The organism is Anaerotruncus sp. (genome assembly GCF_057433415.1).
On record NZ_DBMDHH010000001.1, the window covers coordinates 134,192 to 159,123 of the forward strand.

19 protein-coding genes, 1 tRNA gene and 1 pseudogene are annotated in these 24,932 nt (G+C 62.1%); 8 read left to right on the plus strand and 13 right to left on the minus strand.

The features are described 5' to 3' along the window. Nucleotides 1-17 precede the first annotated feature (17 nt). Together ACZO3G_RS00545 and ACZO3G_RS00550 are read right to left on the minus strand one after the other, a co-directional pair. Nucleotides 18-863 (minus strand): MBL fold metallo-hydrolase, encoded by an 846-nt coding sequence (locus ACZO3G_RS00545; RefSeq protein ID WP_276870922.1) that lies wholly within the window; start codon nucleotides 861-863, stop codon nucleotides 18-20. 21 nt (nucleotides 864-884) lie between these two features. Beyond that, nucleotides 885-2,243 carry a dihydroorotase gene (locus ACZO3G_RS00550; protein WP_276870920.1) on the minus strand — a complete coding sequence of 453 codons (1,359 nt, stop codon included), beginning with the start codon at nucleotides 2,241-2,243 and terminating at the stop codon, nucleotides 885-887. Between the two features lie 426 nt (nucleotides 2,244-2,669). Here ACZO3G_RS00550 and ACZO3G_RS00555 point away from each other — a divergent pair, with 426 nt between their 5' ends. Both ACZO3G_RS00555 and ACZO3G_RS00560 read left to right on the plus strand, forming a co-directional pair. Beyond that, nucleotides 2,670-3,875, plus strand: coding sequence for a LeuA family protein (locus ACZO3G_RS00555; RefSeq protein WP_101553270.1), 1,206 nt, complete (start codon nucleotides 2,670-2,672; stop codon nucleotides 3,873-3,875). 94 nt (nucleotides 3,876-3,969) lie between these two features. After that, nucleotides 3,970-4,632 (plus strand): GntR family transcriptional regulator, encoded by a 663-nt coding sequence (locus tag ACZO3G_RS00560; RefSeq protein WP_101552136.1) that lies wholly within the window; start codon nucleotides 3,970-3,972, stop codon nucleotides 4,630-4,632. Between the two features lie 100 nt (nucleotides 4,633-4,732). On the opposite strand, the gene ACZO3G_RS00565 is transcribed toward ACZO3G_RS00560, so the two are convergent. The 3 genes from ACZO3G_RS00565 to ACZO3G_RS00575 are packed head-to-tail and all read right to left on the minus strand — an operon-like array spanning nucleotide 4,733 to nucleotide 8,140. Beyond that, complete coding sequence (locus tag ACZO3G_RS00565; protein WP_276870916.1) at nucleotides 4,733-5,569, minus strand: sugar phosphate isomerase/epimerase family protein; 837 nt, start codon at nucleotides 5,567-5,569, stop codon at nucleotides 4,733-4,735. A gap of 7 nt (nucleotides 5,570-5,576) precedes the next feature. Continuing rightward, nucleotides 5,577-6,593: a zinc-dependent alcohol dehydrogenase gene (locus tag ACZO3G_RS00570; protein ID WP_276870913.1), complete on the minus strand. Its 1,017-nt coding sequence runs from the start codon at nucleotides 6,591-6,593 to the stop codon at nucleotides 5,577-5,579. Next, a complete protein-coding gene (locus ACZO3G_RS00575) occupies nucleotides 6,590-8,140 on the minus strand; it encodes a helix-turn-helix domain-containing protein (protein ID WP_242970899.1) in 1,551 nt (516 codons plus the stop codon). Before ACZO3G_RS00575 ends, ACZO3G_RS00570 begins: the two co-directional genes overlap by 4 nt. A gap of 436 nt (nucleotides 8,141-8,576) precedes the next feature. Between ACZO3G_RS00575 and ACZO3G_RS00580 the strand changes: the two genes are divergently transcribed. The 6 genes from ACZO3G_RS00580 to ACZO3G_RS00605 all read left to right on the plus strand — a co-directional run bounded on the left by ACZO3G_RS00580 (nucleotide 8,577) and on the right by ACZO3G_RS00605 (nucleotide 14,744). Then, complete coding sequence (locus ACZO3G_RS00580) at nucleotides 8,577-9,608, plus strand: alcohol dehydrogenase catalytic domain-containing protein (protein WP_277138442.1); 1,032 nt, start codon at nucleotides 8,577-8,579, stop codon at nucleotides 9,606-9,608. 35 nt (nucleotides 9,609-9,643) lie between these two features. Continuing rightward, complete coding sequence (locus ACZO3G_RS00585) at nucleotides 9,644-11,053, plus strand: MFS transporter (protein ID WP_101552125.1); 1,410 nt, start codon at nucleotides 9,644-9,646, stop codon at nucleotides 11,051-11,053. Between the two features lie 33 nt (nucleotides 11,054-11,086). Further along, on the plus strand, nucleotides 11,087-11,638 hold the full coding sequence (locus ACZO3G_RS00590; protein WP_101552123.1) for a hypothetical protein: 552 nt from the start codon (nucleotides 11,087-11,089) through the stop codon (nucleotides 11,636-11,638). A 15-nt stretch (nucleotides 11,639-11,653) separates the two neighbouring features. Then, a complete protein-coding gene (locus tag ACZO3G_RS00595) occupies nucleotides 11,654-12,511 on the plus strand; it encodes a transketolase (RefSeq protein ID WP_101552120.1) in 858 nt (285 codons plus the stop codon). Beyond that, nucleotides 12,508-13,461 carry a transketolase family protein gene (locus ACZO3G_RS00600; RefSeq protein WP_158595541.1) on the plus strand — a complete coding sequence of 318 codons (954 nt, stop codon included), beginning with the start codon at nucleotides 12,508-12,510 and terminating at the stop codon, nucleotides 13,459-13,461. Before ACZO3G_RS00595 ends, ACZO3G_RS00600 begins: the two co-directional genes overlap by 4 nt. Before the next feature lie 71 nt (nucleotides 13,462-13,532). Then, entirely contained in the window at nucleotides 13,533-14,744 is a 1,212-nt protein-coding gene (locus ACZO3G_RS00605; protein ID WP_277138443.1) for an MFS transporter, read from the plus strand. 101 nt (nucleotides 14,745-14,845) lie between these two features. Here ACZO3G_RS00605 and ACZO3G_RS00610 read toward each other — a convergent pair. From ACZO3G_RS00610 to ACZO3G_RS00645, 8 genes and pseudogenes are all read right to left on the minus strand, one after another. After that, nucleotides 14,846-14,922: transfer RNA gene (locus ACZO3G_RS00610), tRNA-Val, on the minus strand. A gap of 55 nt (nucleotides 14,923-14,977) precedes the next feature. Next, nucleotides 14,978-16,036, minus strand: coding sequence for a galactose ABC transporter substrate-binding protein (locus tag ACZO3G_RS00615; RefSeq protein WP_101552113.1), 1,059 nt, complete (start codon nucleotides 16,034-16,036; stop codon nucleotides 14,978-14,980). A 41-nt stretch (nucleotides 16,037-16,077) separates the two neighbouring features. After that, the gene (locus tag ACZO3G_RS00620) at nucleotides 16,078-17,043 is read right to left on the minus strand and encodes a substrate-binding domain-containing protein (protein WP_101552111.1); all 966 of its coding nucleotides are present in this window, start codon (nucleotides 17,041-17,043) and stop codon (nucleotides 16,078-16,080) included. After that, entirely contained in the window at nucleotides 17,040-18,851 is a 1,812-nt protein-coding gene (locus ACZO3G_RS00625; protein WP_276871592.1) for a cache domain-containing protein, read from the minus strand. Before ACZO3G_RS00625 ends, ACZO3G_RS00620 begins: the two co-directional genes overlap by 4 nt. Next, complete coding sequence (locus ACZO3G_RS00630) at nucleotides 18,844-20,460, minus strand: response regulator transcription factor (protein WP_101552107.1); 1,617 nt, start codon at nucleotides 20,458-20,460, stop codon at nucleotides 18,844-18,846. Before ACZO3G_RS00630 ends, ACZO3G_RS00625 begins: the two co-directional genes overlap by 8 nt. A gap of 262 nt (nucleotides 20,461-20,722) precedes the next feature. After that, on the minus strand, nucleotides 20,723-21,964 hold the full coding sequence (gene mglC, locus ACZO3G_RS00635) for a galactose/methyl galactoside ABC transporter permease MglC (RefSeq protein WP_276871589.1): 1,242 nt from the start codon (nucleotides 21,962-21,964) through the stop codon (nucleotides 20,723-20,725). Between the two features lie 23 nt (nucleotides 21,965-21,987). Then, entirely contained in the window at nucleotides 21,988-23,490 is a 1,503-nt protein-coding gene (locus tag ACZO3G_RS00640) for a sugar ABC transporter ATP-binding protein (protein WP_101552103.1), read from the minus strand. Between the two features lie 197 nt (nucleotides 23,491-23,687). Beyond that, nucleotides 23,688-24,623, minus strand: a pseudogene (locus ACZO3G_RS00645) (galactose ABC transporter substrate-binding protein); the annotation flags it as partial. Nucleotides 24,624-24,932: the final 309 nt, after the last annotated feature.

Below are 24,932 nucleotides of genomic sequence, written 5' to 3' on the forward strand. Positions count from 1 at the left end.
TTTCACCTCCGCGAGATTCAAAATGATGGGACGGACGGGGAGTTTCCCCGTTCCGGCTTTAACAGGTCGTATAGGTAGGAAACGTTGTTTTTCTGCACCCTCTGCATCAGGTCCTCCGTCCCCGGGGACATGGGATACCGGTCGGCAAAGGAGATCCCCCGGATCGCCTCCTCCTTGGTCCAGCCCCGTTCGACGGCCTCCTTCACCCGGTCGATCCACTCCAGGATAAACGCGCGCTGCTCCCGCAGATACGATTTGCCGCACACCTCCCCGTGCCCGGGGACGATATAATCCACATCGAGCTTTTCGATCTCCGACAGCGACTCCAGCCAGAGGTAGATGTCCCCCGAATGGAGGAAGGACTGCGTCTTATAAAACACATTGTCGCCCGTAAAGAGCACGCGCTCCTCCGGAATCAGGACGCTCGTCTGTCCCATCGTGTGGCCCGGGTGGTGGATCAGCCGGATGGTATGGCTCCCGGAATGGAGCGTCAGCCGGTCGGAAAAGGTGATGGTCGGCGGATTGGGCTCCCGTTCGGCGACGAGGCGGTACCCCTCCGGGTCGATGACGGCCACACGGCTCAGGATATCTTCTTTGGGGACGGACAGGATTTCTTCGCGGGTTTTCTCCTGCCCGATCACCGGGACCTTGAAAAAACAGTTGCCCGTGAAGTGGTCCCGGTGGCATTCCGTGTTGATCAAATATTTTGGCTCCCCCTTGGACGCGATTTCCCTTGCCCATTCGCAGGCAACCGTGGGGCGCTGCGGCGAGTCGATCAGAATGATCCCGCCGCCGGTGAGGACGTAGCCCACGTTGCAGCCCCCAATTTTGGTTTCCACAAAAATGTTCTTTGTTAATTGCATTGACCGCGCCTCCAAGCCAAATCACAGATGCCGGAACAGATAGCTGCCGTTTCCTTTTTGCTCCGCCAGGCGGCCGTCCTCCGCCGCGACCCTGCCGTTGACGATGGTCATCACGGGCCATCCCTTGAGAGTCTTCCCCTGGAAGATGGAAAAATCGCTGCTGGACCCGAGCCTCGCGGGATCGACCTGCTGCTCCTTGTCCAAATCCAGGATGACGATGTCGGCGTCCGAGCCGACTCGGATGGTCCCCTTGCGCGGATAGAGCCCGAAAATTTTGGCGGGCGACATCGTGGCCTTCCGGACGATATCGAGCAGCGGCACGCCGCGCTTGTGGTATCCCTCGCTGATCAGCACGGGCAGGTGGGTGCCGAGGACCGCGTAGCCCGTCCGGCTTCCCCACATCCCCTGGTCGAGGCGCTTGTCCGCGATGGTCCGCGTCACGTTGTCCGTCCCGAAGGTGTCGACGACGTCCTCGCGGACCCCTCTCCACAGGGCGTCCGAATCCTTTTTTTCGCGGATTGGCGGGATCATCTTCGCCAGCATCCCGATGGGGTCCTGCGTGTTCAGCCCCAGATGCGCCGAGGTGACCTCCGCGTACAGGTTTTTGTTTTCCTTTTTCAGCAGGCGCATCCGTTCGATCGCCGCCTGCGAGGTGATGTGGACCACATACAGCCTCGCCCCGGCCTCCTGCGCGAGGCGCGCGGCGCGGATGACGGCCTCCTCCTCGGCGATCGCGGGGCGGGTGTCCTGCCAGTCCTGGAGGTTCCCGTCCTGCTTGACCGCCATCGCTTCCCGCGTCCATCGGTCGATGATGCGCTCGTTTTCCGCGTGGACGGACGCCATCGCCCGTTTCCCCAGGGCGGCCACCTTCCGGAACCCGGCGTAAATGAAGCCGTCGTCGGCGCTTTCGACAATGCCGGGATTCCCGCACATGTAGAACTTGAAGGTCGTGGACCCGATTTCCGCGGCGTAGGCGGGCAGCTCGCTCAGGTGCTCTTCGGTGCTGATTTGAATGTGGAAGCACATATTGGAGTAGATCCCGTTGTCGATGGTCTCCAGATAGTCCCTGTACGACTTTAAATAGCTGCCCTGGTCCCGCAGGTAGCAGCCGACCGTCGTGACGCCGCCGATCACGGCGGCCCCCGTTTCGCTCACGGCCAGCCTGGAGAACTGCTCCGGGTTCGTCCCCAGATGGACATGCGGGTCGATGACGCCGGGCATCACGTATTTCCCGGACGCGTCGATGGTCCGTTTTGCCTCCGGGAGGCAGCCGGGGGCGCCGATCCCCACGACTTTACCGTTGTCGATCGCCACGGCCGCCTCCACCAGACCCGCCTCGGGGATCACCAGGGTTCCGTTTTCTATTCGTAAATCCACCACTTCGCATTGCCTTCCTTCCCGCTTTTTTGGTACCTGGTCCGCAGCGTTTGGGCGGCGTCCGCCGCCGCGGCGCCTGCTCGCCGGGGATTTTCACGTTGCTTCTATGTTATATATTATATATGATTATGTCAATGATTCGATTGACTAAAAATCCGACTTTATCTTTGTGGAAATTAGAGATTTCCGAATAAAATGATCGGGAATTCCGTGAGAAAAGGCCGATAAACCCCGGTTGTTTATCGGATATTCACAAGAATACGGAGTAAGATTTAGGCAAAATCTTAGTTGCACATAAACCAAATATCATATATCATATATAATAATCAACGACAGAAAACCGTTGGCCGCCTGCGGGGGAACCGCGGGAGGGGTGGCTTGGCGGTCCTCCTGTCCATGCTCGAGAAAAAGGAAAGGGATGATGTAAATATGGACACGCGCTTATGGAAAAACGAGAACTATTGGGTCAGCGGCTACAATTTCGATCCGGAGACGGTGGCGGGACATCACATATCCGACAACCTGAAAATTCACGACGCCACCCTGCGCGACGGGGAGCAGACCCCCGGGGTCGTGCTGCGCAAAGAGGAAAAGGTGCGGATCGCCCAACTGCTGGACGAAGCCGGCGTTCAACGCATCGAGGCCGGGATGCCCGCCGTTTCGGACGAAGATAAGCTCGCCATCGCCGAGATCAAGCGCCGGGGCCTCAAGGCCGAAATCTTTGGATTCGTGCGGGCGCTCGAATCCGACCTGATCCTCTGTAAGGAATGCGGCGTGGACGGCATCGTGCTCGAGGTGCCGATCGGCCGGCCGAAGCTGGAACTGCAGTTCAAATGGGATATCCGGCGCGTCATCGACAGCAGCGTGGCCTCCATCCGCAAGGCCAGGGAGCTGGGCCTCAAGGTGATCTATTTCCCTTACGACACCACCCGCGCCGACGAGGACGACCTCGACCTGCTGCTGGATTCGCTGCGGGGGGACGCGCGGCCCGACGCCATCGGGCTTGTGGATACCATGGGCTGCGCGCTGCCCGGCGCCGTCGCCACCATGATGCGCTACATCAGGGAGAGGACCGGCGGCCTTCCCATCGAGATCCATACCCACAACGATTTCGGCCTTGCGGTGGCCAGCACCCTGCAGGCCGTGCTGTGCGGGGCGGACACCGTCCACTGCTGCGTCAACGGGCTGGGCGAGCGCACCGGGAACTGCTCCCTGGAGGAGATCGTCTGCGTCATCCAGATCCTTTTGGGAAAGGACCTGGGCATCGATCTTTCGAAGCTGCAGGGGCTTTCGGACTATGTGGCGGAGAAGAGCGGGATCCCCGTCATGCGCAACAAGCCCATCGTGGGAAAGGACATCTTCGCGCGCGAGTCGGGGATCGGCGCCGATACGCTTTTCAGCGCGCCGCTCGCGATGTTCGCCCTCAACCCCGCCTTCCTCGGGAAACAGCCGCGGCTCATCCTCGGGAAAAAGAGCGGCATGCTCTCGATCGGAAAGAAGCTGGAGCTGCTGGGCGTCACGCTGGATGACGACCGGAAACGGGCCCTGCTCGGCGACGTCAAGGCGCTGGGGATCCAAAAGGAGCGCGCCCTCACCGACGAGGAGTTCCTCGCTCTTCTCAGGAATTATCAGTAAGAGCGCGGGAATAAGGCTATTGAACTAGCTTGGCAAATTCTGCTATAATAGCGGTGGAGAACAGGACCCCATTACAGCGGTAGGAGAAGCCTTCATGGAAAAATATAAAAGCAAAGTCGACATCATCTACGATCTTCTGATGACGGATATCGCCAAGGGCGTTTACCGGCAGGACGACCGGCTGGTCATCAGCCAGATCGCGCGGCAGAACAACGTCAGCGACATCCCGGTCCGGGAGGCCCTGCGCCGCCTCGAGAGCGAGGGGTATGTCAAGATCAGCGCGAACCAGGGCGCGACGGTGTGCGCGTTCAGCATCGACCGGCTGCTGGAGATTATCCGCATCAAAAGCGTGCTGGAGGGCTACGCTACGCGCCTGAGCATCGATTATGTGACGCCGGCGCTTTTAAAAAAGCTGCGCAGCCTCAACGGCCAGATGAAAAAGGCGGTTGACGCCGGGAACTACCCGAAATATTCGGAGCTCAACGTCAAGTTCCACATGAGCATCTACGAAGCGACCCCCTACACCGAGCTGTACAATATGATCCAGGACCTCTGGCGGAAGTGGAGCATCACCCGGTCGGTCTTCGCCGTGGACCCAAACCGCATGCAGGAATCCACCCGGGAACACGAGGAGATCATCCGGCTGCTGGAGGAGCGGCAGTACGATCAGGTGGAGCAGTATGTCCGCCTGCATAAACAGCGGACCGAAACCGTGTTCCTGAGCCGCGAGCGGCTGGACGATTCCCGCGGCGCGTGATCTTTCGCGCGGTTTTCCGCATGAAAAAAGCCTTACGCAGGTTTTCTGCGTAAGGCTTTTTGCTGCTTCGGCGCTCTCGGGCCGCCCGCGGGCGGCCGTGTCAGACCGCGCAGTTTTGGGCGATGAAATCCAGCGACTCGCGGATTGCCCGCCGCACCTCTTCCGGCGCGGGCGTCAACTGCTCGATCGCGAAATCCGACGCGCGGACCCGGAAGCTCTGCGGCACCTCCAGCCCGCAGGGGATGGAGGGGCGGCTCTTTTCCAGCGCGGAAAAAACCGCGGCGTACCCCACCTCCCCCTGGCCGATGGGCGGGTTGTAGATATAGCCGTCCCGCAGCAGGGCGTCCTTGAGGTGCAGGCAGTCGAGGACCTCGAGGCTTTCGCAGATGTCGTCTGCGATGGAGATTTCCCCCCGCGCAAAGCGGTAGTTGTTTCCGGGGTCGTAGTTGCAGCGGACGGACGGATGGCCGATCTCCCGAAAGATGGGGCCGCATTCCCGGGCGGTGCCTACGATGTCCCCGTAGGATTCCAGGTTGATCCGCAGCCGGTAGGGCGCGGCGGCCTCGACCGCCCGGGAGAGGTTTTTGCGGAACTTGACGGTCCGGCACACGGGGCCGCACCGGGTGTTGATCCGCGTCGCGCCGATCTTCCCGGCGAACTCCAGCTTCTTCAAAAACCGGGCGAACTGGCGGTCGTTCGTCAGGTCGCAGTGCCCCGAGACGGCGACGCAGCGGAGCCCGCGCTCCTCCAGCCGGGCGCGCACCCACGCGACATACTCGTCGCAGACCCGTTCCGCGACGATCTGCTCGCTGATGCCGTCGATGGCGGAGAGCTCCACGTCGGAAAACCCGAATTCCCTGGCGGCGTCCAGCGCCGGTATGAGATCGTCGCCGGGCACGCTGTTGGTACAGAACCAAAAAGGGGAGAGGTGCAGCATCCTTGACTCATCCTTCCTCATCGAATTGCAGCATCACCTTGGCGTGGATGCCGCTTGCCTTCTCGGCGAAGGCCTGGATTCCCTGTGAAAAGGGGAACAGCCCGGTCACGACCTCCTCCAGCCTGAGCCTGCCGGCCATGGCGATGGCGGAGGGGAAGTAGCCGCTGGGGACGCAGACGCAGGAGATGGTCGCGTCCTTCCAGTAGAGGTTGAAGAGGTTGACCTCGAGGTTGAAATCCATGCCGTAGAGCCCGAAATAGACGACCGAACCGCCCCGGGCGACGATGTTGAGCGCCGTCTGGGCGGAGCCGCGGCTGCCAGAGGCCTCGATGACCGCGTCGTACCCCATGCCGCCGTTCAGCAGCAGCGCCTCGGTCACCAGGTTGCACCCGCTCGGGTCGAGGACCACGTCCGCGCCGAACCGTTTGGCCATCTCCCGCTTGGCCGCCACCGGCTCGACGACCACGATCTTCCCCAGGGGATACTGCCGCGCCAGCTTCAGGATGATCTGCCCCATGGCGCCGCCGCCGAGGATGATGAGGTTTTTCCCCCAGTCGAGGCGCGCTTTCGAGATGGCGTGCATGGCCATCATCAGCGGCTCGATCAGGCTGCCGGCCGGCAGGGAGACCTCCGCGGGCAGCAGGAAGGCCTGCTTCGCGTCGATCGAGATGTATTCCGTCATCAGGTCGGTGCGGCCGCCCGGATTGATGCAGAAATTCGGCTGGTTGCTGCGGCAGGCGTCGCACTGCCCGCAGAAGGTATACGGATTGATCGCCACCCGGTCCCCGGGCTTGAGCTCCGCCGGGGAGACCCGCTTGCCGACCGCCTCGATGATCCCCGAGCCCTCGTGCCCCAAAACGCCGTTTTTGGGGTAGGCCGCCTTGCCGTTCAGCATCATCATGTCATATCCGCAGATGGAGGCGTATTTCATCCGCACCAGCACCTCGTCCGGCCCCGGCTCGGGAGGGTCGGGCAGGCCCAGGAAATAGAGCTCCCGGTTTCGGCGCATCCGAAGTGATTTCATATGCCTCCCGCCTTTCGTAATTCCGTCCGGTATTGCTGCGGGGTCTTGCCGACCTGCTTTTTGAATACCTGGCTGAAGTATTTCGCGTTGTCGAACCCCACCATCCCGGCGATATCGATGATCTTGTAGGGGGTTTCCAGCAGCTGCATCGCCCGCTGGATCCGCCGCTCGTTCACATAGGCGCTGAACGAGCTGCCGGTCTCCCGCTTGAAGAGCCGGCTGAGGTAGGTGGCGTTGATGTGGACGTGCCCGGCCGCGCGCTCGAGGCTGATCTCCTCGCCGAGGTTTTGGTTGATGAAGCTGGTGACCTCGATGATCAGCTGGTTGGAGCTCCGGTTTTCGTTGCAGAGCTGGTCGTAGAGCTTTAAAAACAGCTCCCGGAACGCCTCGAACGCCTCGTGGGCGCTGGAGAACTGCCGGATGCGCAGGGCGAACTCGTCGTCGGAGCCGGTCAGCCCGAAGTTGTAGCGCAGGCGGCTGTACTGGACTGACAGCTGCGTGGTGACGAAAGAATAGAGGTCGGTGGACATGTCGTGGCAGACCAGCGCCTCCAGCGAGCCCAGCGAGGAGACCAGCTGGGGCCGCGCGAGGTTTTGCAGCGCGAGGGAGAGAACGCTCAGCAGGTCGCGGACCTGTCCCTGGGTGGCCGTGGACTGGTAGGCCCGGACGGTTTTGGGCTGCAAGAAGGGCGGGGAGAAGAAGAACCGTTTGTGCCGGAGCTGCAATAGGTCCTTGCACTGGCTGTGCCAGCGCTCTATGGGGAGCGGCACGTCGGAGATCTCGAAGGCGAGCGGCGGGATGCTGTAGGGGGCGAGGGCGAGATTGATCTTTCCGATCAGCCGTTCCCAGTCGGGTTCGTCCTGCCCCTCCGCCAACAGGATGCAGAGGTTGCTCTCCCGGTAGACGCACAGCTCGCATTTGCCGACCGGCTCCAGAACGGCGAAGAGATCGTGGAGCACCGCCTCCAGGCTGTCGATCTGGCTGAAAAAATTGAAGGGCTCGTCGTTGCGCGGCTTCGGGCTTCCCAGAAGCTGCCAGCAGTCGCTGCGCCCCACGCGCAGGCGGCCGAACTCCACCTGCGCCTCGCCGGTGCGCAGCGGGATCAGGCCCATCAGCAGCTCCATGACCTCCAGGCTGTGCTGCACCGCCTGGTCGTGCTGCTCGCGCGCCGGCGGCTCCCGCTTCTTCCGTCCGTGCTGCTCGGCGGCGGCGCAGAGCGCCTGCAAAAGGTCCTCCTCCGGCGGGAGCTCGGTCGGGAAGACGGCCGCCACCCGGGAGTTCACGGGCGCGCCGAGGGAGAGCCCGGGCTCGTCGTTCAGAAGCAGGAAGGTCGGGCAGATGCCGCGGGGGAGCAGGTAGTTGATGAGGTCCTCCGCGTTCCAGAAGTTCATGTAGGCGGGCATGATGACCAGGTCGGGCTGGGTCGATTCAATCAAGCTCATGCCGAGGACGCTGTTGTCGGCGGTCCCGCCGAGCTGGAACTTGTCGGGATATTTCTGGAGGATCCCTCTGAGGTACTGGATTTGGGAATACTGGGTCGAAATCATCAGCACGGTATGGATCTCCGCCGCCCCCTCTCCGTTGTGGATGCAAAAAAACAACCTTTTTCACGCGCCCGCGCAGAAGGTTATATTAAATATATATCCTACTTTCCGCGCGAAAGCAAATGTTTTTTCCCCTTTTTGGGCGATTCCCCGAAAGTGGTAGAATATGCGGACTTTTTCCCGCCGGTCTTCTGACCGCCGCAAAATATTGACCGTGCCGCGGGCCACCCTGCAAAAGGATACTGTCCATTTGAAGTAAAAAAATTGAACCTTTTTCCAAATCAGATACCGGCTTCCCCCGGCGGACCGCCCGCCCGCATAAAATTGCACAACAAATTCGACCAAAATGGAAAACACAATGCGCCTATTTTTTGTTGATATTATAATATGATTTAGAAAAGCCATCCACCACATCAATTGTAGAAAAGAGGAGTGCATTATGCGCAGTATTCGTTATTTCGGAAACGGAACCCTGAAGATGCTCGACATTCCCGAGCCCCAGATCACCCGGCCGGACGACGTTAAAATCAAAGTGGCCTACTGCGGCGTCTGCGGTTCCGACCTGCATTTCAAACGCGCTGAACTGGACTTCCTGTTCGATAAGGAAAACGGAACGCCCATCGGGCACGAGGCCTCCGGCGTCATCACCGAGCTCGGGCCGGCCGCGACCGCCAAGGGGCTCAAGGTGGGCGACCAGGTGACCTATTACTACAACGAGCACTGCGGGAGCTGCTATTACTGCCGCAACGGGCAGGAGCAGTTCTGCGAGAATATGACCGGCTCCTCCGCCGCCATGTCCGATTATCTCGTCGTGCGGGAGCAGGCGGTCCACAAGCTGGTCGGCGGCTGCGACCTCAAGCGCGGCGCCCTCATCGAGCCAATCTCGGTCTGCCTGCACGGCATCGACCTGGCGCGCATCAAGGTGGGCTCGACCGTGGCGATCTCGGGCGGCGGCACCATGGGGATGCTGATGACCCAGCTGGCCAAACGCTCCGGCGCCACCAAGCTGACGGTGATCGAGCCGATCGCCATGAAGCGAGAGATGGCCAAAATGCTGGGCGCGGAATATGTGATCGACCCGGTGGGCCAGGACCGCAAGGAGGAGGCGCTGAAGATCACCGACGGACGCGGATTCGACGTGGTCATCGAGGCGTCCGGAAGCTGGCGTGCGTGCGACGGCATCGAGGAGCTGGTGGGCAAGGGCGGCACCCTGGAATTCTTCGCCGCGCTCTACCGCAGCGACTACGACTACAAGCTGAACCTCTTCCAGGCGTTCTTCAAGGAGATCCAGATTGTGGGCGGCGTGTTCCAGTCCCCCTACGCCTTCCCGCGCAGCGTGGCGCTGGCCAACGTGCTGGAGCTGGACCCCATCCTGGTGGACGGATGCGTCTTCGAGGCGGAGGATTTCGAGCAGGCGTTCGAGGCCCAGATGGACGGGCGGACCATCAAATCCCTGATCAAGTTCGACTAGTGACAAGTGTGTGTTAAGGAGGAAAGAGGCGAAGTATGGACAACAAACAATATTACGTCAAGCTCCCAGTCTGGAAAAAATGCGCGTTCGGCTCGATCGACACGGCCAACAACTTCAGCTGGTCCTACATCAGCTCCTTTTTGGCGATCTATCTGACGGACACCTTCCTGATCCCCGCGAGCTATGTGTCCATCATGTTCCTGGTGTGCCGTTTCTGGGACGCGATCAACGACCCCATCGTCGGCTATCTGGCCGACCGCACCCGCACCCGCTGGGGCCGCTACCGGCCGTGGATCTTTTTCGGCACCGCGCCGCTCTTCATCACGACGGCGCTGCTCTTCTGGCCGCACCCCGATTGGGCGCTCCCGACCAAGATGGTCTACGTCTGCGCCCTTTACGCGCTGGTGGTGCTCTTCTACACGATGGTCAACCTGACCTACGGCTCCCTCAACGCGGTCGTCACGCAGGACCCGGCGGAGCGCGGGTCGCTGGCCTCCTACCGGCTGCTCTTTGCCTACATAGGCTCCACGGCGATGACCCAGCTGGTCGTGCGCGCGGAGCCCGTCCTCTCCAGCAAAAACCCCGGCATGGGCTACTTCTACCTGGCCGTCATCTTTGCCGTCTTCTGCATCCCCATGCAGATCTTCGGCGCGAAGGTGCAGAAGGAGGTCATCCCGCCCTCCAACACGGGCGTCAAGATGTCCATCTTCAAGCAGCTGCGGCTCTCCTTTAAAAACGTCCCCTTCATGATGGTCTGCATCATGTTCCTCGCGCAGGGCTTCTCCCTCTACGGCGTGGGCGCGATCAACACCTACTGGTTCAAGTACGTGGTGGGCGACACCAACCCGCTGGCCACCTACTCCCTGATCACGCTGGTGCCCTCGATGCTCGGCTGCTTCACCTCCCAGTTCTGGAGCAACAAGCTCCGGAACAAGGGCAAGGCCATCGGCATCACCTACGTCGCGCAGGCGGTCTTCTTCACCCTGCAGTTCTTCCTGTTCCGCAACACGGTCAACATCGGGGTGATGTATTTCCTCGGAATTGTCGTGCAGTACTTCGCGGGCGCCAACATGTCGCTCATCTACGGCATGGTCCCGGATACGATCGAATATTCCGAGCTCATCACCAAGGGAGAGCGGATGGACGGTTTCCTCAACACCCTCTCCTCCTTCTGGAACAAGGTGGGCATCACGATTGGCACCGCGGGGACCGTGTGGATCCTGGACCTGGTGGGCTATGTGCCGAACGCGGCGGACCAGCCCTCCAACGTTATTCTCGCGCTCGACCTGATGAAGTGGATCCTGCCGACCATCTTCTGCATCATCGCCCTTGTCTCGCTGATCTGGTACAAACTGGACTACGCGAACTTCGACAAGCTGGTCGCCACCCTCAACGAACAGCGCCCGGTCTGGGAGGCCGAACGCAAAGCCGCCGCCGGGAAGTGACCCCGTCCGGCCGGAGGAAAAGGAGGATTTCCAATGTATCAATCCGACGTGCAGCGCTTTGAACGCTCCAAGAACACCGACCTGTTTGTCACCTTTTTCCCGCTCGTCCTGGCGTTCGGGCTGCGCGGCTTTCTCCTGAAAACCGGCCTTCCGGAGGCGGCCCTCTTTGCGGCGCAGGCGCTGCTGGCGGTCTTTCTGGCCGCCGCGTTCCTGCTCAGCCACCACTGCTATTTCCGTCTCTTCCGCTATACGGTGGCCGAGCGGGGCGGGAGCGGCTACCCCGCGGAGTCGCTCACCTTTGAGCGGCTCTGCGGCAAAAAGTCGCGGATTTACGAGCGGGTCCTGCGCGGTGAAATGCTTTATCTGGCCGCGCCGGATGAGCGCTGCGCGGCGTATGGGAAGCCCTCGGCTTCCTACCGCCTCACGGTCCTTCCCTCCCGGAGCGCCTGCCGGCTCTATTACCGGCAGGAGGGGACCCTCTACTGCGCGGCCTTTCATCCGGACGAACGGCAGGCCGCCGTCCTGCGCCGGTGGACCGGCCAGGACAAAGCGGAAAACCGGCCTGAAGCGGCCGGATCATGTTAGGAGGTAAAATCTTTTATGGCTGAGAAATCACTGGTCCGGAGGCTGGAAAAGGCCTCTCTGGACACCAAGCTGCGTCTGCTGGACCTGTGCCACCAGACGATGATCCACATTGGCGGCGACCTGTCGGTCTGCGATATGATGACCGCGCTCTGGCAGTATGCCATCCGCTACGACGTGGAGAACCCCCACTGGGACGGGCGGGACCGTTTCGTCCTCTCCAAGGGGCACGCGGCGGCCGTCACATCCTTCAGCCAGGCGGCCATCGGCTGCTACGACGTCCAGGACATCTATAAGGAATACGCCACCGACTTCGGGCGGTTCGGCATGCACTCCTGCAACCTGGCGAACCCCTATGTCGACGTTTCCACCGGCTCGCTCGGGCATGGGATGCCCGTGGCCGCGGGCATGGCGGCGGCCCTCAGGCGCAAGGGCTCCCAGAGCAGGGTCTACTGCGTCATCGGGGACGGCGAGTGCGGGGAGGGCTCCATCTGGGAGGGCGCGATGTTCGCCCACCAGTACCAGCTGGGGAACCTGGTCGTGTTCGCCGACCGCAACGGCTTCTCCTTTGACGGCCCCACCGAGGAATACATGGCGCTCGAGCCCTTTGCCGGCAAATGGCGGGCGTTCGGCTGGAATGTGGTGGAGATCGACGGCCACGACATGGACGCGATCATCGACACGATCGACCGCCTCCCCGACGTGTCCAGCGACACGCCGACCATCGTCATCGGCAAGACCGCCAAGGGACACGGCGTGAGCTTTATGGAGAACAACGCCTCCTGGCACGCGGGCGGCGTCAATACGGAGGACTGGGAAAAGGCGAAGGCGGAGCTGACCGCCGCTTATCAAGAGAAATGGGGTGCGGCCGTATGAGCGGAATGACGCTGAATATGGAAGTAATGACCAGCCTGCGGGACGCCGTCGGAAAATGCCTGGCGGAGCTGGGCAAAAAGTACGACAACATGCTCGTCATGACGGCGGATGTGGACACCTCCTCCCGCATTCAGGCGTTCAAGGAGGCGTTCCCCGACCGCTGCTACAATGTGGGAATCGCGGAGCAGTGCCTGATGAGCACCGCCGCCGGGCTTGCCCACGAGGGCTTCAAGCCGCTGACCTTCGCCTTCGCGCCCTTCGCCTCGATGCGCTGCTACGAGCAGGTCCGCACCGACATCTGCTACACCAAGCTGCCGGTCATCATCATCGGCAACGGCGCCGGGTATTCCAACGGTGCTTCCGGCTGCACCCACTGCGGCCTGGAGGATTCGGCGCTGATGGTGGCCTGCAACAACATGACCGTCATCGAACCGGGCGACCCGGCGCAGATGGTAAAGGTGCTTGAGGCGGCCATGGAGCTGAACGCGCCGGTCTATATCCGGCTGGGCCGCGAGGCCACCACCTCCCTGTACGCGGAGGACGTCAAATATGAGATCGGCAAGGCTCTGATCCCCCGCGAGGGGAACGACGGGGCGTTCGTCTGCACCGGTATCATGGTCCACTTCGCCATGGAAGCGGCGAAACGGATCCGTGAGGAGCTCGGCAGGGAGATCCGGGTGGTGGATATGCACACCGTCAAGCCCCTCGACCGCGACGCGGTCATCGCCGCCGCGAAGACGGGGCGCGTGGTCGCCGCGCAGGACCACAACATCAACGGGGGACTGGGACAGCTGGTCGGCTCCACGATCGCCGAGGCGGGAATCACCTGCAAGCTGGCCATCCGCGGATGCCCGGACGAGTTCGTCCCGATCGCGACGCCGGAGTTCCTCTACGCCCGCAACGGCATGGACGCCGACGGGCTCTACCAGGCAATGAAGGCTCTGCTTTAATCTACCGCCGCAGGAGATGGAGGCGGGCGGGAGACCGCCCGCCTCCATTTTGTGAGAAGGGGGAAACGCCATTGGATAAGCTCCGCGCCGGGCTCCTCACGGGGAGGGAGGCCCGCCTGCTGCTGCTCCTCGCGGGCGCCAGCTTTTTGCGAAACCAGCTCTGGCTCACGCCGTCCCCCCTGATGACCGTCATCATGGACGATATGCGCATCGGGTACCGGCAGGGCGGGCAGCTGCTCTTTATTGTCACCGTCCTAATGGGGATCTCCCTCTTCGTCGGGAGCAGGGTCATCGACCGGCTGGGCGCCAGCCGCGCGATGGCGATCGCGATCGGCTGCCTCGCGCTCGACGGCCTTTTCGCCTTCTTTTGCAGAAGCTACCCGCTCGTCCTCGTGGGGCGCGCGTTCAGCGGGATCGGTTACGGGCTGGGCAGCGGGGCGCAGGGCGTCCTGGTCACGGAGCGGTTCCCGCCCGCCCGGCGCGGGCTGATCAATACGATCAACGCCGCCGTAAACGCGCTGAGCATCGCGGCCGCCTACGCGGTCACCGTGCCCCTCTACCGCTTTTTCCACTCCTGGCGCGGGACGCTGCTCTTCTGGTCGCTCGTGTCCGCGGCTTGGATGGGCATCTTCATTCTGTTCGACGCCGCCCACGCGCCGCCCGCGGCCGGCGCGCCGTCCAGGGCGCCCGCCAGCCTTGCGCAGGCGGCGCGCCTCCCGAAGGTGTGGTGCATGGCCGCCGCGATGGGCGGACTGACGATCCTGTACACGGGCTACTCCTCCTATCTGCCCTCCTTTCTCGCCGAGGCGCGCGGGTTCTCCCTGCAGGCCGCCGGGACGGCGACCGGCATGATCTCCGTGGCGGGGCTGGCCGGATGCCTGCTGTGCGGTCCCCTCTTCACGCGGCTGCGCGCCGTCCACATCCCGCTGCTTGCGCTGGAGCTTCTGGTGCTGGCGGGCGCCGCGGGGACCGCGCTCTTTCCGTCCCACGCGGGAATCTACGGCGGCATCTTGCTGCTGGGGTTCTGCTTCAACGGCTGGGGGACGGTCTCGGTGACCGCCCTGATGAACATGGACGGGATGACGCCGAGGCTGATGGGAGGGGCGGTCGCGATCTACAGCGGCCTTGGGGGGATCGCCGCCGTCTGCGTCCCGGGCATGTTCTCCTTCTTCCAGGCGCGGTTCGGTATCCGGAGCGCGCTCGCCCTCTTCTGCCTCTTCGTGCTTCCCGCGCTGGCCGGGACCGGGCTGTACGCCCTCCTCTGCCGCCGGCGCGGCGCATGAAAAAAGCCTTGCGCGGAACCCTCGCGCAAGGCTTTTTTCACCGGTGCGGCAAATTTTCGGCAAAACAAAACCGGCCGGTCAGAAGACCGGCCGGTTTGATCTGGTGGGAACACGGGGACTCGAACCCTGGACTTCCTGCGTGTGATGCAGGCACTCTAACCAGCTGAGCTATGCTCCCGAGACAAGTGATATTATAGCACATCGTCCGGGGAAAGGCAAGCCCTTTTTTGCACTCAGTCGTCGAACTCCTGCATGACGTTCCCGATCGTGATCGTGCGGTGGGGAAGCCAGACATACTGCCCCTCCAGCCGGGGGACCGCCTCCTTGACGTCCCGCCCGGTGGAAAGCGCGTAGGCGAGCTCGAAGATCGCCTCGGCCTGTCCCTTGGCGTCGTTGAGCACGGTTCCGGTCAGCGTCCCCTCCTTGATCGCTTCGCGGGCGGGGGGCGTTGCGTCGATGCCGACGATCACCGGCAGGTCCTCGATGCCCGCCGCGCGGTAGGCGTCGATCGCGCCGAGCGCCATATCGTCGTTGTTGCTGAAGACCACCTCGATACGGGGGCCGATCTCCTCGTCCTTCAGCCACTGCCCCATCTTGGCGGAGGCCTGCGCGCGCTGCCAGTTGGCGGTGTCGTTGGCGAGCTTCTCCACGCTGATGCCCGCGCCCGTCACCGTCTTGATCGAATATTCGGTGCGGATGGCGGCGTCCTGGTGGCCGGGCTCCCCCTCAAGCATGACGTATTGGATCTTGCCGTCCCCGTTGCGGTCGACCAGCTCGGGGTTCTGGTTGAAGAGGTTGGAGACGATCCGTCCCTGCAGGACCCCCGATTCGCTGGCGATGGCGCCGACATAGTAGGCGCGGTCCCACCGCTGCATGTCCTCCTCGACCGGCTCGCGGTTGAAAAAGACGATGGGGATGTTCGCGGACTTGGCCTTGTCGATAATGACGGAGGCGGCCGTGCGGTCGACCTCGTTGACGCAGATGACGTCGTAGCCCTGCGAGAGGAACTTGTCCACCTGGTCGTTCTGGATGCCCTGGTTGCCCTTGCCGTCCATCACATTGACGGAGATCTTGACCTTGTCCCGGGACTCGCGGGCCTTTGCGGTCTCGAGGAAATACCCGCTGAGGGTGGAGATAAAGGTGTCGTCCTGCCGGTAGACGGTCATGCCGATCTTGATCTGCCGCAGGTCGGGGTTCTGGCTGTCGTCCGAATCGCTGCATCCGCCGGAAAAAAGCGTCAGGCAGAGCGCGGCGGACAACAGGAGCGCCGTCCTTTTCCAGAGCGTGTTCATGCGAAAACCTCCTTCTTGCGGGTCCCCGCCGGGGCGCCGGTTCAGCGGATAAACGGGAAGAGCAGCCGCTGGTTTTCCGGGTCGTACATGTTTTTCCAGTTGATCATGCGGTGCTCGACGACGGTGGCCGGCGCGACCGGCCGCTTCTTGAGGGAATCGACGGCCGCCTTGACCCCCAGGTATCCGATGCCGAAATCGTTCTGCACGATCGTGGCGTTGACAATGTCCTGCTCGATATAGGAAGCGACCTTGCCAGTCGAGCCGATGCCGAAGAGGGTGAGGTAATCGGCCTGCTCGTCGATGACCGCCTGCGCGGCCGCCTCGAGCGCGGTGACGTCGAGGGTGACCACCACGTCGACCGACTTGGGCCGCAGCTCCTGGGCCAGCGTCCGGGCGGCCTCCGACGATTCGTCGGGGAGCGTCCAGCTGATTACCTCGCCGCCGATCTCGCCGAGCACGCTCATGAGCCCGGCGCGCCGCTGCTGCACGTTGCTGCACTGCGCGCTCGATTCCACGACGGCCAGCCGCTTGCGGGCGTTGCCGCTGCGCACGATCTCCTGGCCGAGCTGGACACCCATGGCGTAGTTGTCCGCCGAGATATAGGACTTGACCGCGGCGCTGTTGACGGTCGATTCGATGCAGACCACCGGAATGTTCTCGGAGACCTGCTCGACCGTGCTGACCAGGCCGTTGCTGTCGGCGGCGGCGAGGACGATCGCGTCCACGCCGCTGTCGTATTCGCGCTGGATCAGGGAGATCTGCTCGGGGAGGTTGTTCTCCTCCGACAGGGTGATGAAGCTCAGGTCGACGTTCATCTCGCTGGCGGCCTGGTCGGCCCCCTGCTTGATGCTCTCCCACTGCTCGCCCGTCTTGCCCCGCACGATGAGGGAGACGTCGTAGACCTCGGGGACCTTCTCCTCCCCGAGCACGTCGAAGGTGAGGATCGCGAAGGAGATCGCGAACGCGGACAGGAGCAGCACAAACACGAGAATCTTTCGCTGCGTCATTTCACATCCCCTCCTTTCACAGCCTCGTCGTAGCTGTGGCGGGGCAGGTGGATGCGCACGGTGGTGCCCACGTCCGGCTCGCTGAGGATGGTCAGGCCGTAGCCCTCCCCATAGCGCAGCTGGATGCGCTGGTTGACGTTGCGCAGCCCGATGCCGGACCCCTTGGAGCGCACCCGCGTCTCGTCAGTCAGAAGGGTCCCGCAGACCTCCTCGGGGATGCCGCTGCCGTTGTCCTCGACGTCGATGTAGAGGTCGCCGTCCTCCCCGACGTAGGAGCGGACCCGGATCTCGCCGTCCCCGTCCATGAACTCCATGCCGTGGTAGATGGCGTTTTCCAACAGCGGCTGGACGATCAGCTTGATCGTCTCGAGGCGCAGCGTCTCGGGCGCGGCGTCGATCGAGACGGCGAATTTGTTCTTGTAGCGCATCTTCTGGATGGTCAGGTAGTTGCGCGCGTGCTCGAGCTCGTCGTTCACCGGGATGACCGTTTTGCCCTTGGACAGGCTGATGCGGAAGAGCCGCGCGAGCGCGGTGACCATCGTGACCGCCTCCTCGTACCGCTCGTTCTCGATCATCCAGACGATCGAATCGAGGGTATTGTAGAGGAAGTGGGGGTTGATCTGGCTCTGGAGCGCGTCGAACTCGCTCTTGCGCTTGGCCTCCTGCTCGACGACGATGTCCTCCATCAGCTGGCGCATCTGGCCCACCATCCGGCGGATCGTCTTGCCGAGGTGCTGGATCTCGTAGGAGCCGCCGACGGCGATGTTGACGTCGAGGTTGTTCTTTTCCAGCTCTTTGACCGAGTTTTCCAGCGCCTTGATCGGGTTGGCGATGCGCGACGAGACGAAGAGGTTCGCGAACACCATCAGAAACATCGTAAAGAAGATGATGAAGACCGCGAAGGTGCGGATGTGGTAGTAGTCGGCGGTGATGTCGGCCATCGGGGTCACGCCGACGATCTTCCAGCCGGTGTAGCCGACCGTCTTGACGGTGACCACCCGTTCCCGGCCGTTGAAGGTTTCCACGTGGTTGCCGTCCTCGTAGTGGACGGCGGCGTGGTTGTTTTCCTCGAGCAGGTTGGAGTAGAGCAGCTGCTGACGGGGGTGGTAGATGATCTCCCCCTCGCTGTCGATGAGGTAGACGTAGCCGCTGCCGCCGAGGCGGACGTTTTTGAAGAGCTGCTCGATGCCCGAAAAGTTCATGTCGACGAGCAGCACGCCGTGGCGGACGTTTCCGCTGCTGGTCAGCTCGACGGCGCGGGAGAGGGAGACCACCCACCGGTAGCGGTAATCGGGGTCCTCGAAGAGGTTCTGCACGTGCGGGGCGGAGAAATGCAGGTTTTCAATCTTGCCCATCGCGCGCACGAACCAGTCCTGCCCGTTGGGCTGGACCGTCTTTTTCAGGATCGAGAGCGGGGACGCGGCCACGAGCCCGCCCTCGTCGTCCACCACCACGATGCTGACGAGCAGGTCGCGGTTGGTCTCATAGAGCAGGTTCATCTGCGCGTCGATCGTCTCGTCCGCGAGGTCGACGTTCTTGATGACGCGGTAATACATCGCGTCCGAGACGCGCATCATATTGCGCAGGTAGGTGTCGAGGTTCATATTGACCTGCTCGATGACGCGCCGGTTGTCCTCCTTGACCATCTGCTCGGTCGAGGTGGCGAAGCGCAGGTAGAGGGTCAGCCCCAGGAAGATCATCCCCACCATCGCCACGATCGTAAAGGAGATCGAGATCATGTACTGGATGCTGCGCTTCTGGTAGGACTTGGTGACGCGCCGGAACCACTCCCGAATGGCGTCAATCATGTGCGGCCCCCTGGCTGCTGCGGTATTTGGTCGGCGACATGCCGAACTGCTTTTTAAAGACGTAGCTGAAATAGTTCGGCTCGGTGTAGCCGACCTTCAGCGAGATCTCGTAGGTCTTGTCCTCGGTGGTCGAAAGGAGCTTGACCGCCTCGTCCATGCGCACCTGCGTGAGGTAGGCCACAAAGCTCATGCCCGTCTCCTTTTTAAAGAGGGTGGAGAAGTAGGCGGGGGAGACGTGCAAATGGTCGCAGAGCATCTCGACCGAGATGTCGGGGCTCTGGTAGTTTTCCGATATGAACTGCTTGGCGCTCTCGGCGATCTCCTTGGAGGAGTTGGTGCGCTCCCGGCGGATCATTGTGGAGATCGTCAGGCACATCTCGGTCAGGCGGCGGCCCAGCTCGTCGAGGGAATCGAAGCTCGTGAGGGCGAAGCCGTTGTCGAAATCCCGCCCGAACACCTTGGAGGCGTCGAGCTGGTAGGTGCGGATGACCTTGAGCAGCTCGGCCATCATCTCCATGAGGCAGAGCTGGTACTGCCCGATCGGCAGGCGCGCCTCCTTGAACCGCCCGACGCAGCGGTCGACGGCGTGACGGATATTCTCCGGGGTCCCCAGCTTGATGGCAGCGAGCAGGTCACGCTTGTCCTGCTCGTCGAAGGGGAGCTGCGCGGTGGGGTCGGGCTCGACGTCGTCGATGTAGATCGCGCGCCCCGAGCCCATCAGCACCCGGTAGTCGAGCGCGCTGCGCGCGCCCTCGGCCGAAAAATGCAGGTCGGCGAGCGACTCGCACAGGCTCCCGACCCCCGCGGTCAGCGTCAGGCGCAGGAACCGCTTGGCCAGCTTGCAGACCTGGTTCATGCCGTCGATGAGGGCGAGCACCTGTCCGCGCTCGTCGAAGCTGGCGATGACCGCGACCGAGTCGTTGTAGAGGGTGCTCTTGAAGCAGCACCGCCGCCCGAGGTTCTCGTCGATGATCTGCCGCACCGAGAGGGGAAGCAGCTCGCTCTGGCGGATGGGCGCGTCCTCCGGCGTGTCGCTGTCGAAATGGGTGAGCACGACCGCCCAGTACCGCCCCGACAGATCGATGCCGTACTGCTCCGCCTGTTCGCCGGCGCGGCGCTCGGTAATCCGCCCGTCGAGCAGGCGGGCGTAGAACTGCTCGCGCAGCAGCGGCAGGCTGCTCTGGTAGCGCTGGCGCAGCAGCGCGATGTTTCGCTTTTCGGCGAACTCCGCGTCGAGCTGGCTTTTCAGGCGCTGCAAAACCGCCGTCAGTTCGGCGGCGTTGATCGGTTTTAGGATGTACTCGGCGGCGCCCATCTGGATCGCCTTCTGGGCGTACTCGAAGTCGTCGAAGCCGGAGAAAATCACGAGCTTGGTGTCGGGCATCAGCTCGCACAGCCGCTTCCCGAGGGTGAGCCCGTCCATGAAGGGCATCTTGATGTCGGTCATCACGACGTCGGGGTGGAGCTGCTCGGCCAGCTCGAGCGCCTCCTGGCCGTTTTCGGCCGAGGCGACCAGCTCGAACCCGTTGCCCTTCCAGTCGATCTTGCGCCGGATCCCGTCGCGGATCTCCTCCTCGTCGTCGACAAGCATAACGCGGTACAGGGACATGGAATCCTCCTTCCGGCCGGCGGGTCCCCGCCCGCGGCCGCAAAACCTCCCCGGCGGGAGGGCTTTTCAGGCGGGCGGCCCTTCGCGCCGGCCCCCGCTGCAGTGGGAAAACAGGGCGCGTCGTGCGCGCCGGAAGGGGTTCTGTGCAGGATACACAGTATTGTTCCCCTGATAATCACTAGCATTATATCATTTTCTTCCAAAAAAAGAAAGGGCCGACTTGAAAAGCCGGCCCTTTTTTTGGGAAACCAAACGGTTAGGATTATTTCTTGCGATATTTGCCCATGTCGATCGCGACCGCGACGGCGATGATGATGCCCTTGATGACCTGCTGCCACATCGGGGAGATGTTGATAAACTGCAGGCCGTACTGGATGACCGAGAAGATCAGAACACCGGAGACGATGCCGCCGACCTTACCGATACCGCCGTTCAGCGAGACGCCGCCGACGACGCAGGCGGCGATTGCGTCGAGCTCGTAGCCGTTGCCGTAGTTGTTGGTGGCGCCCGCGGTACGGGCGGCCTCCAGAACGCCGCCGACGCCGTAGAGGGCGGAGGCGAGGATGAAGATGCCCATGATGGTCTTGAAGACGTTGACGCCCGAAACGACCGCCGCTTCACGGTTGCCGCCGATGGCGTAGACGTTCTTGCCGAAGACCGTCTTGTTGAGCACGAACCAGATGATCACCAGTACGACGAGGGCGATCGGGACGAGGATCGAGATGCCGGGGAAGACGACCTGTCCGGCCGCGTTCCTGATTTCACCGAGCTTGGTGAGACCGAGGGCGGAGAAGTCGGAGCGGATGCCGCCCAGAGGCTGCGAGTTGTTGGGAGGCAGATCGAAGTAGAGGGAAGTCGCGCCGTAGACGATAACCTGGACGGCCAGCGTTGCGATGAACGGGTGCATGTCGTATTTCGCGACGAGGAAACCGTTCAGGGTGCCGAAGAACATGCAGGCGATGATCGCGAGCAGGATCGGCAGGATGATCGGGACCTGCGGCAGGTCGGGGTAGAAGCGGTTGGCATATGTAGCCGTCTGGAGCATCGAGCAGGAGATGACCGCCGCCAGGCCGACCATACGGCCGGCGGACAGGTCGGTGCCCGCGATCAGCAGGGTGAAGCAGATACCCAGCGCGATGATCAGCCTCGTGGAGGAGATCGACAGGATATCGAGGATAACGCGGACCTGCATGAACCGGCGCTCCTTGATGCAGATGATCACAACGAGCACGAGCAGCGCGAGGATGATCGCGTAGTTGGTCAGGAAGGCTTTCGCCGCTTTTTTGGAGAACGTGACGTCGCCGAGGGTGGCGCGCCGGGAATACTGGATGCCGCCGTAGATGGCGACGATGATGCCGAGGCCGATCATGATGACCGGCAGGTCAAAAATCACCTTGGACAGGTCAACGGCGAATTGCAGGAGCAAACCGAGGACGATCAAAACGCCGCCGCCAATGATGAAGCCAAGGGAGAATTTCGCGCGGGGGACGATCTTTCCTTGCATTCCTAGTACCTCACTTTCCTAAATCATTTCATAAACTGGGTTGCCAGGCGCATAACCTCGACCTGGTCGAACTGGTCCTTCTCGAGGAAGCCGGTAACCCTGCCCTCGCACATGACCATGACGCGGTCGGCCATGCCGAGCAGCTCGGGCATCTCGGAGGAGATCATGATGATGCTCTTGCCCGCCTTGACGAGGTCGAGCATAATGGTGTAGATCTCATATTTGGCGCCGACGTCGATGCCGCGCGTCGGCTCGTCAAGAATCAGGATGTCGGGGTCGGTGAGCAGCCAGCGGGCGATCAGCACCTTCTGCTGGTTGCCGCCCGAAAGGTTCTGCATGGCGGTCTCAAGGGTCGGGGTCTTGACGTTGAGCTGCTTGTCGGCTTCCGACGCGGCCTGGTAGCGTTTCTTCTCCTGAAGCACGCCGTGTCTGGCGTATTTCTGCTGGCTTGCAATAACGGTGTTGTCGAGCACCGAAAGGGAACCGAACACGCCGGTCGCGCGCCGTTCCTCGGTCAGCAGGGCGATTTTGGCGGCTTTGGCGTCACGCACGTTCTTGACGTGGAAGGCCTTGCCGTTCTTCTCGATGATGCCGGAAGCGATCTCCCGCAAACCAAAGATCGCTTCGACCAGCTCGGTGCGCTGCGCGCCGACCAGTCCGCCGATGCCGAGAATCTCGCCGCGGTGCAGGTGGAAGCTGACGTCCTGGAATGATTTGGGAAGTGGGGAGCAGAGGTCCTTGACACGGAGCACCGTCTCGCGCGGGAAGGGCTCGTAGTCCTTGGGCGGGAAGCGGTTGGTCATGTCGCGGCCGACCATGCGGCTGATGATCAGGTCGGTGGTCAGCTCGGCGGCGGGCCAGGTGCCGACATACTGTCCATCGCGCATGATGGTGACCTCGTCCGCGATGCGCAGGATCTCTTCCATCTTGTGCGAAATGTAGATGATGGAACGTCCTTCGTCGCGGAGCTGGTTGATGATCTTGAAGAGGTGCTCGGTCTCATTATCGGTCAGCGACGAAGTCGGCTCATCCATGATAATGATCTTCGAGTTGTAGCTGACGGCCCTTGCGATCTCCACCAGCTGCAGGGTGGATGCGGAGAGCTCGCCGGCGCGGATTTCGGGGTCGATGTCCAGATCGACCTTTTTGAACAGGTCCTTGGTCATCTGGATCATTTTCTTGCGGTCCACGGCGATGCCCCTCATGGGGAACCTGCCCAGCCAGATGTTCTCCATGACCGGCCGGAACCGGATCGGGTGGAGCTCCTGGTGGATCATGGAAACGCCCAGATCAAGCGCCTGCTTGGAAGTGTTGATGACTTCCTTTTTCCCGTCGAGAATGATCTCGCCGCCATCTTCGTGATAGATGCCGAAAAGACATTTCATCAGGGTGGATTTGCCGGCGCCGTTCTCACCCATCAGAGCGTGCACGGTGCCCGGACGGACTTTTAGTGTAACGCCGTCCAAGGCGGTGACGCCGGGAAAAACCTTGGTGATCTTGTTCATTTCCAGCACGTATTCGCCCATACAGTCGTCCTCCTTCTTTCCTGAAATAAGATGCCCGCGTTTGCCGTGCTGCGGGAAACAGCGCACGGCAGCCCGGCGACCGGTCCGCGGACATAAAATTCGGCGGGGAACGCGGAAAGCGCTTGCTTTCGCGTTCCCCGCCTAAAGGTGCCTAGGAATGCCCGTTTATCAAACTAAATGCATCTGAGTGATTCAGATTACATGAAGTCCTGATAGTTGTCGGCAGTGACCTTGACATACGGGACCCAGATGTACTTGCCATCGGTGACGTCGTAGCCAACGGTATCCTTGGTGATCTCGAGACCCTGCGCAGCCGCGACGGCCACGTTGACGGTCGCGATGCCCTGGTTCTCAGCGTCGTTCAGGACGGTGCCGAGCAGCTCGCCCTTGCTCATGGACTCCAGAGCCGGAGCGGTCGCGTCAACGCCGACGACCGGGATGTACTTGGAAGCGTCGCCAGTGTTGTAGCCTTCAGCCTTCAGGGCTTCGATCGCGCCGAGCGCCATGTCGTCGTTGTTCGCGAAGACAGCCTCGATCTTGTCAAGACCCTGGGAAGCGATGAAGCTCTTCATGAGGTCGGTCGCCTTGACCTTATCCCACATGGCGGTATCCTGGCCGAGCGCCTCGGTCTTGAAGGTGCCGTCGTCCTCGATGGCCTTGATGCAGTACTCGGAGCGGAGAACCGCGTCCTGATGTCCGGGCTCGCCCTGGAGCATGACGTACTGGATCACGCCGTCGCCGTTCTTGTCGGCGCCTGCATTGGCCTTGAAGTAGTCGAGAATGATCTGGCCGGACATCGTGCCGGACTCCTCGGCGCGGGCGCCGACGTACCAGGTCTTGTCATACTTCGCCATGTCCTCTTCGGAAGGCTGACGGTTGAGCAGAACGATCGGGATGCCAGCGGCGGAAGCCTTGTCGATGATCGGGCCGGCGGCGGTCAGGTCGACCGGGTTGACAGCCAGAGCATTGACGCCCTTGGTGATGTAGGTGTCGACCTGCTCGTTCTGGGTCGGCTGCTTGTTCTGGGAGTCCACGATCTCGATGGTCGCGCCCAGGGACTCAGCCTGCGCGGTCATGTTGTTGCGGACGCCGGTCATGAAGGTATCGTCGAATTTGTAGATGCAAGCGCCGACGGTGATGCCGTCGCCGTTCAGGGTCGCGGGGGCAGCATCCGCAGCGGGAGCTTCCTCGGACGGAGCGGCGTCTTCGGCGGGAGCAGTGGACTCGGCCGGAGCGGCGGGCTCAACCGGAGCGGGCTCGGCGGCGGGCTTGCTGCCGCACGCGGCCAGAGACAGAATCATGAGTGATGCGAACACGAGAGCGAGAATTTTTTTCATCATTCAATTCCTCCTAAACATTTGTGTTCTTTCTTCCGGCGGTATGGACGTATTCTCCCGATACGCTCACGCCACCGTTTTCATTATAGACGGGGGTAACTTCGA

What these genes read in the sequence shown, in the direction of transcription:
- ACZO3G_RS00545 (WP_276870922.1), bottom strand. Translation starts at nt 863, where the DNA reads ATGCAATTAACAAAGAACATTTTTGTGGAAACCAAAATTGGGGGCTGC.
- ACZO3G_RS00555 (WP_101553270.1), top strand. Translation starts at nt 2,670, where the DNA reads ATGGACACGCGCTTATGGAAAAACGAGAACTATTGGGTCAGCGGCTAC.
- ACZO3G_RS00560 (WP_101552136.1), top strand. Translation starts at nt 3,970, where the DNA reads ATGGAAAAATATAAAAGCAAAGTCGACATCATCTACGATCTTCTGATG.
- ACZO3G_RS00565 (WP_276870916.1), bottom strand. Translation starts at nt 5,569, where the DNA reads ATGCTGCACCTCTCCCCTTTTTGGTTCTGTACCAACAGCGTGCCCGGC.
- ACZO3G_RS00570 (WP_276870913.1), bottom strand. Translation starts at nt 6,593, where the DNA reads ATGAAATCACTTCGGATGCGCCGAAACCGGGAGCTCTATTTCCTGGGC.
- ACZO3G_RS00575 (WP_242970899.1), bottom strand. Translation starts at nt 8,140, where the DNA reads ATGATTTCGACCCAGTATTCCCAAATCCAGTACCTCAGAGGGATCCTC.
- ACZO3G_RS00580 (WP_277138442.1), top strand. Translation starts at nt 8,577, where the DNA reads ATGCGCAGTATTCGTTATTTCGGAAACGGAACCCTGAAGATGCTCGAC.
- ACZO3G_RS00585 (WP_101552125.1), top strand. Translation starts at nt 9,644, where the DNA reads ATGGACAACAAACAATATTACGTCAAGCTCCCAGTCTGGAAAAAATGC.
- ACZO3G_RS00590 (WP_101552123.1), top strand. Translation starts at nt 11,087, where the DNA reads ATGTATCAATCCGACGTGCAGCGCTTTGAACGCTCCAAGAACACCGAC.
- ACZO3G_RS00595 (WP_101552120.1), top strand. Translation starts at nt 11,654, where the DNA reads ATGGCTGAGAAATCACTGGTCCGGAGGCTGGAAAAGGCCTCTCTGGAC.
- ACZO3G_RS00600 (WP_158595541.1), top strand. Translation starts at nt 12,508, where the DNA reads ATGAGCGGAATGACGCTGAATATGGAAGTAATGACCAGCCTGCGGGAC.
- ACZO3G_RS00615 (WP_101552113.1), bottom strand. Translation starts at nt 16,036, where the DNA reads ATGAACACGCTCTGGAAAAGGACGGCGCTCCTGTTGTCCGCCGCGCTC.
- ACZO3G_RS00620 (WP_101552111.1), bottom strand. Translation starts at nt 17,043, where the DNA reads ATGACGCAGCGAAAGATTCTCGTGTTTGTGCTGCTCCTGTCCGCGTTC.
- ACZO3G_RS00625 (WP_276871592.1), bottom strand. Translation starts at nt 18,851, where the DNA reads ATGATTGACGCCATTCGGGAGTGGTTCCGGCGCGTCACCAAGTCCTAC.
- ACZO3G_RS00630 (WP_101552107.1), bottom strand. Translation starts at nt 20,460, where the DNA reads ATGTCCCTGTACCGCGTTATGCTTGTCGACGACGAGGAGGAGATCCGC.
- mglC (WP_276871589.1), bottom strand. Translation starts at nt 21,964, where the DNA reads ATGCAAGGAAAGATCGTCCCCCGCGCGAAATTCTCCCTTGGCTTCATC.
- ACZO3G_RS00640 (WP_101552103.1), bottom strand. Translation starts at nt 23,490, where the DNA reads ATGGGCGAATACGTGCTGGAAATGAACAAGATCACCAAGGTTTTTCCC.